Below are 12,121 nucleotides of genomic sequence, written 5' to 3' on the forward strand. Positions count from 1 at the left end.
ATAGCCGATGTCCAGGATGGTCTCGCGGATCAGGCCGGGGATGTCGACGTAGGTCTCCGTCGTCACCTCGCCGGCGACGTGGACCTGCCCCGTCGTGATCATCGTCTCCACGGCCACCCGGCTGGCCGGGTCGCCCTTCAGCATGGCGTCCAGAATGGCGTCGCTGACCTGGTCGGCGATCTTGTCCGGGTGACCCTCGGTGACCGACTCGGAGGTGAACAGGCGGCGGGACATCTCTCACTCCTCGTTCTCGGGGGGGCGGGACCGGCGTCCCGCGTCGTGGGAGCTTCGGGTGGGAAGCGATCGTCTCCGGCCGCGCTCAAGGATCGGTCGGAGATGCCATGGGAACCACCGGAAACGGCCGGGCCCGCGTCCGGAAAAGCAAGGGCCATCGTGCGAGTGACGCTCACACGACGGCCCTTGCCCGCGTGGGGACTTGCTGCGAAAGGGGGTCAGCGACCAGGGACACCACCTCGTCATACGCTCGAAATCCGGGCAATCTCGATGCTTCGATGCTAGGTGTCCGGCGAATCCCCTTCCCACCCCAGGGCACCCCCTAGCCTTTTTCAGCGGATAATCACCGTGTTATCGCTTCTGGCGGGGGTTCGCGGCCTCTCCTGTTCCGGCGCCAGGACCGCTGCGAAGCCGCGGTCGCCGCATTACCCGACTTCCCCGATATTCCGGAAGTACGCCGCGAAAGGCGCAGCAGATGGTGAAATCGGCGGCGAATGCACGACCGTCCGGCCGGGCGGCGAGCGGTACCATGTCCAGGCACGCGCGGGGAGAACACGGCGGCCCGTTCCGCCGTCCGTCCGGCGTGGCGGCCGCTCCCGGGTGACGGGCGCGGCGAGGTACGGCCGGCGCGCGGGCACCGCCCGTGGCCCAGGTTCTTCCGGCGAGGAGTAGGCGGGTGGAGTTCCGGGTCCTCGGACCGCTTGAGGTGATCGCCGGAGGCGAGCGGCTGGACGCCGGAGGCACCCGGCAGCGGGTGATCCTGGCCTGCCTGCTGCTGGAGGCGGGCCGGGCGGTGTCCGTCGACCGGCTCGCCGAGGCGATCTACGGCGACGAGCCGCCGCCCACCTCGCGCGCCCAGGTACAGATCTGCATCTCCGCGCTGCGCCGGCTGCTCGCCGCGCACGGGCAGGCCGGACTGATCTCCACCCGGGCGCACGGATACGTCATCCACGCCGGTGACGAGACGCTGGACGCGCGCCGGTTCGAGACGCTGGCCGGCCGCGCCCGCCGGGCCAGGGACGCCGGTGACCCGGCCGAGGCGGTCCGCCTCTACCGCCGGGCGCTCGCGCTGTGGCGCGGCCCGGAGGCGCTGGCCGGCATCGAGAGCCGGCCGGTTCAGGCGGCGGCCGCCCGGCTCACCGAGGAGCGCGTCACCACCAACGAGGACTGCCTGCAGATCGAGCTGGACCTCGGCCGGCACCAGGAGCTGGTCGGCGAGCTGACCACGCTGGTCGGCGCGCACCCGCTGCGCGAGCGCCTGCGCGGCCAGCTGATGATCGCCCTGTACCGGTCGGGGCGGCGGGCCGAGGCGCTGCAGGTGTACCGGCAGGCCAGAGAGGCCATGGTGGAGGAGCTGGGCATCGAGCCCAACGAGCGGCTGCAGCGCCTGGAGCACGCGATTCTGGTCGCCGACCCCGCGCTCGACCTGGCCGGCCCGGCCAAAGCCGCGTCCGGCGGGCCGGCCGGCCGGCCGCCGTCCGAGACGGGCGCCGGTCCGGCCGCGACGGCGGCACCGGCGGCGTCCCTCACCGTCTCTCCGGCGTACCCGGCCTCCCCGGCGGCGCCTCCGCCGGTGCCCTCGCTGCTGCCGAGCGCCGTCGCCGACTTCACCGGCCGCACCAAGCAGCTCGACGCGATCCACCGGGAGCTGGCGATCGCCGCCGAGGATCCCGCCCGGTTCGCCGTCCCGGTCATCGTGCTCACCGGGCGCGGCGGCATCGGCAAGACCACCGTCGCCGTGCACGCCGCGCACCTGATGGCCGATCGCTTCCCCGGCGGCCGGCTGTTCGCCGACCTGCACGGCGGCGCGGCCCGGCAGGTCAGCCCGATGCAGGTGCTGGAGCGCTTCCTGCGCGCGCTCGGCCTGCCCGGCAGCGCGATGCCCGACGGGCTGGAGGAACGCGCCGAGACCTACCGGGCGATGCTGGCCGAGCGCGGCACGCTGGTGGTGCTGGACGACGCCGCCGCCGAGAGCCAGGTGCTGCCGCTGCTGCCCGGCACCCGCAGCTCGGCGGTCATCGTGACCAGCCGCAGCCGGCTCGCCGGCCTGGCCGGCGCGGTGCCCGTCGACCTGGACGGCTTCGACGCGGACCAGTCGGTCGAGCTGCTGGCCCGCATCGCAGGCCGGGACCGGGTCCGGGCCGAACCGGAGGCCACCCGGACGCTGGCCGAACTGTGCGGGCGGCTGCCGCTGGCGCTGCGCATCGCCGGCGCCCGGCTGGCGGCCCGCCCGCACTGGTGGGTGGAGCAGCTGGTGAGCCGGCTGCAGGACGAGACCCGCCGGCTGGACGAGCTGAACCACGGCGAGATGGGCATCCGGGCGAGCATCGCGGTGACCTATCGGAGCGTCGGCGAGCGGGCCCGGCTGCTGCTGCGCCGGCTCGCGGTGCTCGAGGCCGGCCAGCTGCCGGTCTGGATCGGGGCCGCGCTGCTGGACGCGCCGTTCACCGAGGCCGCCGATCTGTTCGACGAGCTGGCCGACGCGCAGCTGCTCGAGATCACCGCCGGTCAGGGGGTGCACGGCGGATACCGGTTCCACGACCTGGTGCGGGTCTTCGCCCGGGAGCGGCTCGCCGCCGAGGAGACCCCGGCGGCCCGCCGGGACGCCCTGGAGCGGGCGCTCGGCTGCCTGCTGTTCCTCGCCGAGGCGGCACACCGCCGCGAGTACGGCGCGGAATACGTGCAGATCCACGGTGGCGCGCGCCGCCACCCGCTGCCCGAGACGCTGGCCGCCCGCATCGTGGCCGAGCCGCTGGCCTGGTTCGAGCGCGAGCGCCCGCTGCTGGTCTCCGGCATCCGCCAGGCGGCGCAGGCCGGGTTCACCGAGTTGTGCTGGGACCTGGCCGTCAGCGCGGTCACGCTGTTCGAGGCACGCGCCTATCTGGACGACTGGCGGGAGACCCACGAGACGGCGCTGGCCGCCGCCCGCCAGGCCGGTGACGCGCGCGGGCAGGCCGCGATGCTGTACTCCCGCGGATCGCTGCGCATCACCGAGAAGCGGTTCCCCGAGGCGCGCCGCGACTTCGAGGAGTCCTTACGCCTGTTCGAGCCGGCCGGGGACGGCGAGGGGACCGCGCTGGCGCTGCGCGGCCTGGGGTTCCTGGACCGGATGAGCGGCCGGTACGCCCAGGCCGCCGCGCACTACGAGCGGGCGCTGGCGGCCTCCACCGCCTCCGGGGACCGGATCGCCGGCGCGTACGTCCTGCACAACCTGGCCCAGTTACGGCTGGACACCGGTGACCCGGCCGGCGCCGGCGACCTGCTGTCCCGGGCACTCACCCTCAGCCGCGAGGGCGGTAGCCGCCGGGTCGAGGCCCAGGTGCTGCACCGGATGGGCGACACGCTGCTGGCCACCGGCGAGCCGGACCGGGCGGCCGGCGTGCTGAGGTCGGCCCTCGCCATCGTCCGGGACATCGGTGATCCGGTGGGCGAGGCGTACATCCTCAACGGGCTCGGGCTGGCCCTGCTGCGGCTCGGAGACGTCGCGGGCGCCGAGGAGTCGTTGCGGGCCGGGATGGGGCTGACCGCGGTGACCGGTGACCGGCTGGCCCAGGCGCGCTGCCTGCTCGGCCTGGGCGAGCTGGCCCTGGCCCGGGACGACCCCGAGCGTGCGGCCGCCGACTTCGAGCAGGCCCTGCGACTGTTCCGGTCCATCCACACGCCCGCCTACGAGGAGCGGGCCCGCGATCTGCTGGCCGGCGTCCGCGACCGGCCGCGCGGCCCCGGCTCCGCGGGCCGGCCGCGGCCTCCGACCGGCGGGATCTCCGGCGGGCGGCCCGCCCGTTAGAATCACGCCGTACTCCCGGCGTCGGGCGGGCGGAAGGAATCCGGCTCCCCTGCCCGCCCCCCTTACTCGGCGCGTTGTCGCCCTTGCCGGGCGGGAACCGGTCCCGAGAAGGGACGGTGAACGATTACCCGGCGGTGTGGCCCGTCGATACGCTGCTCGGGTGACCGCTACCCGATTCAGCGATGAGACGTCCCCGGCGACCGGCATCTCGACCGCCGCCGCCGCGTGGCCGAGGACGGGCGCAGGCCACTCGTCCCGGTCCGGGGCCGGAGCGTGCGCACCGGGCCATGGCCGGTCCGCACGGCCGCCACGCCGGCGTGAACCGGCATGATCGGTTCGATCCTGCCCGACTTCGTGGTCGGCGTCGACCTGCTCACCGATCCGCCGGACCCGGTGCTCTTCCCCGAGGAGGAGCGGGCGATCAGCCGGGCGGACGAGCGGCGGCGCCGGGAGTTCAGCACCGCCCGGGTGTGCGCGCACGACGCGCTGCGCAGGCTCGGCATGCGGCCGGGTCCGGTGGTGCCCGGGGTGCGCGGCGAACCGCAGTGGCCGCCGGGCGTGGTGGGCAGCATCACCCACTGCGCGGGCTACCGCGGCGCGGTCCTCGGCACCTCGGCCAAGGTGACCACGATCGGCATCGACGCCGAGCCGGACGAGCCGCTGGTGCCCGGGGTGCTGGAGGCGGTGTCGCTGCCCGAGGAGCGGGACAGCCTGCACCGGCTGGCCGCCCGGCATCCGCGTACCGCCTGGGACCGCGTGCTGTTCAGCGCCAAGGAGTCGGTGTACAAGGCGTGGTTCCCGCTGGCCCGGCGGTGGATCGACTTCGAGGACATCATGGTCAACATCGACCCGCGGCACGGTGAGTTCTCCGCCTGGCTCCGGGTGACCGGGCCCCGGGTGCACGGCCGGCGGATCACCGCCTTCTCCGGCCGGTGGACGGCCGAGGCCGGCCTCATCCTCACCGCGATCGTCGTCCCCGCCCCCGGCCGGGCCGCCCAGCCGCGCGTGCCCGCCGCCCCCCGGCCCTTCGCCGTCCGCTGAACGGCCGGCGCCGGGCCTATGCCCGGGTCGAATGTCTGTGCGAATGTTCCGGCATATACTGACCGGTATGAGCGCGTTCCAGGGGTCGTTGCTGGATCTGGGTGAGCGGTCCGGGCCCGGGCCGCTGGCCGGCACGGTACGGCGCACCCCGCTCGGCCGGGGCGCCTGGGTGGACGTCCGCCCTGGGTGGATCTCCGGGGCGGACGCGCTGTTCGAGCGGCTGGCCCGGGTGGTGCCCTGGCACGCCGAGCAGCGGCGCATGTACGACCGCACGGTGGCCGTCCCCCGCCTGCTGAAGTTCTACGACGAGGGGGAGGCGTTGCCCGACCCGCTGCTCGGCGAGGCGGGCCGGGCGCTGAACGCCCACTACGCTCCCGAGCTCGGCGAGCCGTTCCGGACCGTCGGCCTGTGCTTCTATCGCGACGGGCGCGACAGCGTCGCCTGGCACGGCGACCGCATCGGCCGGGGCTCGACCGAGGACACGATGGTGGCGATCGTCTCGGTCGGCGCACCGCGCGCCCTGCTGCTGCGCCCGCGCGGCGGCGGGCCGACGATCCGCCACGAGCTCGGGCACGGAGATCTGCTGGTGATGGGCGGCAGCTGCCAGCGCACCTGGGAGCACGCGGTGCCCAAGACGGCCCGGGCGGCCGGCCCGCGCATCAGCATCCAGTTCCGCCCCCGCGGCGTGCGCTGACCGCCCCGGGGGCGGTCACTCCAGGTTCCCGGGGCTCCGGGGGCCGTCCGATCCGGTGCCCCCCCCCCCGGCGGGGGCGTCCGGTGGCGGCCCGCCCGCCGGCGGTTACCGTGGGGCGGTGACGATCGGGGCGCTGTTCGCGGGGCTGTGCACGTTCGACCTGGTCCAGTCGGTGGCGCGGATGCCCGGGGCGAACGAGAAGGTCACCGCGCTGCGCCAGGCGGTCGCGGCGGGCGGCCCGGCGGCCAACGCGGCGGTTACTTTCGCCCGGCTGGGCGGGTCGGCCACGCTGGTCAGCGCGGTGGGCGCGCATCCGCTCGCGGCCGGGATCCGGGCGGACCTGGCCGCCGAGGGGGTGCGGCTGGCCGACGTGACACCGGATGACCCGGAGCCGCCCGCCATCTCGACGATCATGGTGACCCGGGGCAGCGGCGACCGGGCGGTGGTGTCGGTCAACGCCGCGCATCGCCGGGTGCGTCCGCCCGCGGAGCTGCCCGCGCTGGTGGCGGCGAGCCGGGTGGTCCACCTGGACGGCCACCACCCCGGGCTCGCGCTGGCCGCCGCCCGGCACGCCCGGGACGCGGCCCGGCCGGTGGTGCTGGACGGCGGCAGCTGGAAGCCCGGCACGGCCGAGTTGCTGCCGCTGGTGGACGTCGCGGTGGTGTCGGCCGACTTCCGCCCGCCGGGCGCGCCGGCGGACGTGCTCGCCTTCCTGCACGCGGCCGGGGTGCGCTTCGCGGCGGTGACCGCCGGCCCGGCCCCGATCCGGTGGCGGGGCGAGCGCGGCACCGGCCAGGTGCCGGTGCCGGCCGTACCGGTGGTGGACACCCTCGGCGCCGGGGACGTCCTGCACGGAGCACTGACGTTCGCGCTGGCCCGGGCCCTGACCGGAGACCACGGGCCCGGCTGCGCACCGGAGGGCGGACCCGGCGGCGAAGTCGGCGGCGGGCTCGATGACGCCCGCTTCGCGGCGGCGCTGGAGTTCGCCGTCCCGGTGGCCGGCGCCGCGTGCGCCTCCTTCGGGACCCGCGCCTGGACGTGGCCCGCCGGGAAGGTCAGCTGACGGCCAGCCCCGCGGCGTCGTGCACGACGGCGCCGCCGACCACGGTGGCCAGCACGTCGATGCCACCGATGCGCTCCGCCGGGACGGATAGCAGGTCGTCGGCCAGCACGGTGAGGTCGGCGAGCTTCCCGCGCGCCAGCGTGCCCTTGTCCCGCTCCTCCCCCGCCGCGTACGCCGATCCGGCCGTGTAGGCGTACAGCGCCTGCCCGGCGGTGAGGGCCTCGGCAGGGTTGAACGGGACGCCGGCCGAGGTGACCCGGTTGACCAGGTCGTGGATGCCCAGCAGCGGGGCGCCCTCGACGACCGGGCAGTCGGAGCTGCCCGGCAGCACGATGCCGGCGTCCAGGAAGGAACGCTGACGGTAGCAGCCGAGCGCCCGCTCCGGGCCCAGGGCGTCCAGCATGCCGTCGCCGAGCTCGCTGACGAACCGCCCCTGCGGCACCGGGATGACGCCCAGGCGGGCGATCCGGGCCACCTGCGCGTCCCCGGTGACCGCGCAGTGCTCGATCCGGTGGCGGGCGCCGGGACGTGGACGGCGCGCCTGGGCCTCCTCGTAGGCGTCCAGCACGACGTCGATCGCCCGGTCGCCGATGGCGTGCGCGGCGATCCGCCAGCCGGAGGCGTGCGCGCGCAGCACGAACTCCCGCAGCTCGGCCCGGTCCTGCTGCAGCAGCCCTCGGTTGCCGGGCTCGGCGGCGTAGTCGCAGCACATCGCGGCGGTGCGGCCGATCAGCGATCCGTCGGTGAACAGCTTGACCGGGCCGACGCGCAGCCGGTCGTCACCGAGTCCGGTGCCCACGCCGAGGTCGAGGCCGAACCGGCCGGGATCCAGCTCGTGCAGGTTCGGCGAGCCGGGCATCACGGTGACCCGCTGGGGCAGCACGCCGCGGCGCACCGCCTCCTGGAAGGCGGCGATGTCCCAGGACGCGTTGCCGGCCAGCCCGTGCCCGACCCCCGGTTCGGTCAGGCTGGTGAGCCCGTCGGCGGCGACGGCCCGGCCGGCCAGTGCCAGGCCCTCGACGAAGTCCTCGAACGGGACCGGGCGCAGTACCCGGTGGGCCAGCCCCTGGGCCTGCTCGGTGAGCAGCCCGTCGGGCACGCCGTCGGTGTCCCGGCCGATGGTGCCGCCGGGGATATCGGCCGGCAGGTCCTGCGGGCGGGCGAAGCCCATCCGGGCCAACGCCGCGGTGCTGGCCACGCCCATGTGGCCCGAAGTGTGCTGCAGCCACACCGGCCGGCCGCCGGCCGCCCGGTCCAGCCCGGTCCGGGACGGGTGCCGGCCGCCGAGCCGGTTCTGGTCGTAGCCGCCACCGCGCACCCAGGCGTCCGGCGGCAACTCGGCGGCCCGGGCGGCCACCGCCGCGTACAGCTCCTCCAGGGTGGCGACGGTGCCGTGCCGCAGGTCCAGTTCGCGCAGCCGCTGGCCGCGCATGGACAGGTGGTGGTGGGCGTCGTTGAGCCCGGGCACCGCGCAGGCCCCGCCGAGATCGACGACGGCGCCGGCGCCGAGGCCGTCGAGTTCCTCGTCCAGCCCGGCGATCCGCCCGGCGAACACACCGAGGCGGGTGGCGGCCGGCCGGTCGGGGTCCAGGGTGGTGAACCGGCCGTTCACGAACAGGACGTCCAGCCGCATGGCGGCCACTCCTCTCCCTCGGGTGCCCGGCGTTGGTCAGGCGCCGGTGGTGACCGGCGCCGGCCGGGCAGCCGCCGCCCGGCGGTGCAGCACGGTGACGCACGCCATGCTGAGCAGGATGATGAAGATGTACTGGGCGACCACCCACCAGATCGTGCCCGACCAGTTCAGCAGCGCCTGAGCGATCAGCGGCGTGGTGCCGCCGATCAGCGCCCCGCACAGCTGGTAGGCCAGCGAGATGCCGGTGTAGCGGATCCTGGCCGGGAAGACCTCGGCGAGGAACCCGGCCAGCGCGGCGTAGGAGGTGCCGCTGAACACGATGCTGAGCGCCAGCCCGGTGGTGACCAGTGGCGGCGAGCCGGTGCCGACCATCAGGAAGGTGATCGGCGTGCAGACGATCAGCGCGGCGAACGCGATCAGCATGTATCGGGCGGCGCCCCACCGCTGGCCCAGGACGGCGCCGGCCGGCTGGGTGACGAACTGGACGACCGACACGATGATCAGCACGTTCAGCATGGTGCCCTTGGCGATGCCGAGGTCGGTGGTGGCCCAGGACAGGATGAAGGTGTTGGTGAAGTAGGCCGAGGCGATGCCGACGCCGCTCGCGCCGATGCCGAGCAGCACCAGCGGCCAGGCGGTGCGCAGCACCTCGGCGATCGGCAGCCGGGCGACCTCGCGGCGCTCGCGCATGCGCACGAACTCCGGCGACTCCTCCACCCGCAGCCGGATGACCAGTCCGATGACCAGCAGCACCGCCGACGCCAGGAACGGGATGCGCCAGCCGTAGGACAGGAAGGCCTCGTCGGGCAACAGGCTGACCAGCGCGAACATCGCGGTGGCGAGGATGGAGCCGGCCGGGGAGCCCTGCTGGGCGAACGCGGCGTACAGCACGCGCTTGGGCCCGGCGTGCTCGGCGGCGATCAGCACCGCGCCGCCCCACTCGCCGCCCACCGCGATGCCCTGCACCATGCGCAGCACGGCGAGCAGGATCGGGGCGAGCACTCCGACCGAGGCGTAGGTGGGCAGCACGCCGACCAGGGTGGTGGCGCCGCCCATGAGCAGCAGGGTGGCCACCAGGGTGCCCTTGCGGCCCAGCCGGTCGCCCAGGTGGCCGAAGATGATCCCGCCGAGCGGGCGGGCCAGGAAACCCACCCAGAAGGTGGCGAAGGACGCCATCACCCCGGCGGCCGGGCTGGCCTCGGGGAAGAACAGCCGGCCGAACACCAGGGCGGAGGCGGTGCCGTAGATGTAGAAGTCGTACCACTCGATCGAGGTGCCGACGAAGGAGGCGATGCCCGCGCCGCGGGCCTTGGTCGTGCTCATGAGTATCACCAGGGGGTCGGTCGGACGGGGGGACGGGTCAGGCCAGGTGGTGCAGCCGGGACAGCGGCACCTCGGCCGCCGCGCCGACGCGGGCCTCGGCGCCGTCCACCAGGACGGGACCCGGGGTCCGGGGCACCTCCACCCGCGGGGTGGCGGTGTTGTGGCACATGTCGGCCCGGGTGAGGCCGCGCGCGTGCCGGATGGCCGCGTAACGCAGCCCGGCGGGCAGCGCGTCGCGGGCGTCGGCGGAGTCGAGCGCCTCCCGCGCGACGAAGACGCGGGCCAGCCGGCCCGGCGCCCCGCCGAGGCCGCCGAAGTAGGGCCGGTACGTCCGAGGCTGGGTGAGCCGGGTCGAGCCGGAGCCGCTGCCGGACACCCCCCAGGCGACGAAGCCGCTCTTGATGACCAGTTCGGGCTTGGCGCCGAACCAGGCGGGGTGCCACAGCACGATGTCGGCCAGCCGGCCGGGCGCCACGGTGCCGACCTCGTGCGCGATGCCGTGCGCGCGGGCCGGGTTGACCGTGAGCTTTGCGAGGTAGCGAAGCACCCGGGCGTTGTCCGGGCCGGTGACGCCGGCCCGCCGGGCCTGCAGGTGGGCGAGTTGCCAGGTGCGGCGGACGGTCTCGCCGATCCGGCCCATGCCCATCGAGTCGGAGTTGACGATGCTGATCGCGCCGAGGTCGTGCAGCACGTTCTCGGCGGCGATGGCGTGCGCGCGGATGCGGCTGCGGGTGACCTCGACGTCGCTGTCGATGCGGTGGTTCTGCCGGTGCACCGTCATGGTCATCGGGAACAGTTCGCCGACGGTGTTGACGGTGTACGGGATGGTCGGCGTGGTGGAGGACGGCAGGATGTGCGGCTCGGACAGGATGGACAGCAGGTCGGGGTGCCCGCCGCCGCCCTCGACGTGGTAGGCGTGCACGGTGCGGCCGGCGGTGGCGGCCAGGGTGTCGGACAGGTAGCCCGACTCGTTCATCGAGTCCGAGTGCAGCGCCACCGGCAGGTCGGCGCGCTCGGCGACGCCCAGGCAGGTGTCGACGATGCGCGGGGTCGCGCCGAAGTCCTCGTGGATCTTGAACCCGCCGGCCCCGGCGGGGACGGCCTCCTCCAGCAGCCGGGCCGAGCTGGAGGAGCCGCGGGCCAGGAAGGCGGCGTTCAGCGGGGTGCCGCGCCAGCCCTCCATGAGGGTGTGCAGGTTGTGCGCCGGGTTGCAGCCGACGTCCCAGACGCCGCCGAGCCCCATGCCGACGATGGTGGTGACGCCGGCGGCGAGCGCGGCGGGCGCGATGTCCGGGGAGGACAGGTGCACGTGGGAGTCGACGATGCCGGGCGTGGCGATCAGGCCCTCGCCGGGCACGACCGCGGTGTGCGAGTCGATGGTGAAGTCCGCCGGGGCGGCGATGCCCGCCGGGTCCTCGCTCCCGCCGACCGTGACCACCCGGCCGTCCTTGACGCCGATGGTGGTCTTGCGCACGCCGAGCAGCGGGTCGAGCAGGACGACGCTGGTGATGGCCAGGTCGAGCGCCGAGTCGCGCCCGGCGCGCGGGGCGGCGAGCAGGCCGTCGCGCACGGTCTTGCCGCAGCCGCCGAGCGGCTCGTCCCCGTAGGCGGTGTCGTCGCGTTCGATCTCGGCCCACAGGCAGGTGTCGCCGAGCCGGATCCGGTCGCCGGTGGTCGGGCCGTACAGCGCGGCGTAGGTGTCGCGAGGGATCGAGGTCATGCCCGGACCACCTCCACGAGCCGCTCGGTGCCCGGCGGGAAGGCGACGGCGGTGCCGGCCGGGACGTCCAGGCGCATGCCGGCCGCCGCCGCACGGTCGAAGGACAGCGCCGGGTTGGCCTCGGCCAGCGGGAAGTGCGAGGAAAGGTACACGATCAGCTCGCCGCCGTTGCGGATGGCCAGGCGCCCGCGATCCCGCCCGGCGTTGATCTCCACGTCGCCGGCGGCCACCGCGACCGCGCCGGGGCCGGCGCCGCGCGGCGGGCCGAAGGGACGGTCCACCGCCACCAGCGCCGTGCCGCTGGGGAACATGGCCTCGACCTGTACCTGTGGCACCAGGTCCGCGACGCCGTCCATCACGTCGTCCGCGGTGAGCAGGGAGCGCGCCTGCTCGACGATGTCGTCCAGCGGCACGCCGTCCCAGGCCCGCTCCAGGATCTCGTCGCACAGCAGCGCCACCGCCTCGGGGGCGTTCAGCACACGGCCACGCGCCCGCCGGCGCCGGGCCAGCTCGGCCACCGTGAAGATGGTGAGCCGTTCCTGTTCACGAGGCGTCAGATGCACAACGACACGCCCGCCTTCCGGTCGACGACCTTCGCTGTCAGCGGAGTTCGTCCACGGTAAGCA

Annotated in this window: 9 protein-coding genes; 4 read left to right on the plus strand and 5 right to left on the minus strand. The window is 75.0% G+C overall.

The annotated features are described in order from the left end of the window. On the minus strand, window positions 1–234 hold a 234-nt coding region (locus tag Sru01_RS10380), incomplete at its 3' end, for an S-adenosylmethionine synthetase N-terminal domain-containing protein (protein WP_275412150.1). Window positions 235–910: 676 nt separating this feature from the next. On the opposite strand from Sru01_RS10380, the gene Sru01_RS10385 reads away from it, so the two are divergent. The 4 genes from Sru01_RS10385 to Sru01_RS10400 all read left to right on the plus strand — a co-directional run bounded on the left by Sru01_RS10385 (window position 911) and on the right by Sru01_RS10400 (window position 6,819). Next, complete coding sequence (locus tag Sru01_RS10385; RefSeq protein ID WP_203983820.1) at window positions 911–4,021, plus strand: AfsR/SARP family transcriptional regulator; 3,111 nt, start codon at window positions 911–913, stop codon at window positions 4,019–4,021. Between the two features lie 327 nt (window positions 4,022–4,348). Further along, entirely contained in the window at window positions 4,349–5,062 is a 714-nt protein-coding gene (locus Sru01_RS10390; protein ID WP_203983821.1) for a 4'-phosphopantetheinyl transferase family protein, read from the plus strand. 67 nt (window positions 5,063–5,129) lie between these two features. After that, window positions 5,130–5,756, plus strand: coding sequence for an alpha-ketoglutarate-dependent dioxygenase AlkB (locus Sru01_RS10395; RefSeq protein ID WP_203983822.1), 627 nt, complete (start codon window positions 5,130–5,132; stop codon window positions 5,754–5,756). Between the two features lie 118 nt (window positions 5,757–5,874). Then, on the plus strand, window positions 5,875–6,819 hold the full coding sequence (locus Sru01_RS10400) for a PfkB family carbohydrate kinase (protein ID WP_203983824.1): 945 nt from the start codon (window positions 5,875–5,877) through the stop codon (window positions 6,817–6,819). Here the strand turns inward: Sru01_RS10400 and Sru01_RS10405 are convergent. Genes Sru01_RS10405 through ureA form a run of 4 tightly spaced genes read right to left on the minus strand, consistent with a single transcriptional unit; the run spans window position 6,812 to window position 12,058 of the window. After that, a complete protein-coding gene (locus tag Sru01_RS10405; RefSeq protein WP_203983826.1) occupies window positions 6,812–8,452 on the minus strand; it encodes an amidohydrolase in 1,641 nt (546 codons plus the stop codon). The two genes, Sru01_RS10400 and Sru01_RS10405, sit on opposite strands and share 8 nt — an antisense overlap. Window positions 8,453–8,488: 36 nt before the next feature. Continuing rightward, window positions 8,489–9,775, minus strand: a complete 1,287-nt coding sequence (locus Sru01_RS10410; protein ID WP_203983828.1) for an MFS transporter — start codon at window positions 9,773–9,775, stop codon at window positions 8,489–8,491. Window positions 9,776–9,812: 37 nt separating this feature from the next. Further along, the gene (locus Sru01_RS10415) at window positions 9,813–11,495 is read right to left on the minus strand and encodes an urease subunit alpha (protein WP_203983830.1); all 1,683 of its coding nucleotides are present in this window, start codon (window positions 11,493–11,495) and stop codon (window positions 9,813–9,815) included. Further along, the gene (gene ureA / locus Sru01_RS10420) at window positions 11,492–12,058 is read right to left on the minus strand and encodes an urease subunit gamma (RefSeq protein ID WP_203983832.1); all 567 of its coding nucleotides are present in this window, start codon (window positions 12,056–12,058) and stop codon (window positions 11,492–11,494) included. The genes Sru01_RS10415 and ureA overlap by 4 nt, the downstream gene beginning before the upstream one ends. Between the last annotated feature and the right edge of the window lie 63 nt (window positions 12,059–12,121).

Origin of the sequence: Sphaerisporangium rufum (genome assembly GCF_016863395.1) — a bacterium.
GTDB lineage: Bacteria > Actinomycetota > Actinomycetes > Streptosporangiales > Streptosporangiaceae > Sphaerisporangium > Sphaerisporangium rufum.

Coding starts and splice junctions, on each gene's coding strand:
- Sru01_RS10390 (WP_203983821.1), top strand. CDS start 4,349: ATGATCGGTTCGATCCTGCCCGACTTCGTGGTCGGCGTCGACCTGCTC.
- Sru01_RS10395 (WP_203983822.1), top strand. CDS start 5,130: ATGAGCGCGTTCCAGGGGTCGTTGCTGGATCTGGGTGAGCGGTCCGGG.
- Sru01_RS10405 (WP_203983826.1), bottom strand. CDS start 8,452: ATGCGGCTGGACGTCCTGTTCGTGAACGGCCGGTTCACCACCCTGGAC.
- Sru01_RS10410 (WP_203983828.1), bottom strand. CDS start 9,775: ATGAGCACGACCAAGGCCCGCGGCGCGGGCATCGCCTCCTTCGTCGGC.
- Sru01_RS10415 (WP_203983830.1), bottom strand. CDS start 11,495: ATGACCTCGATCCCTCGCGACACCTACGCCGCGCTGTACGGCCCGACC.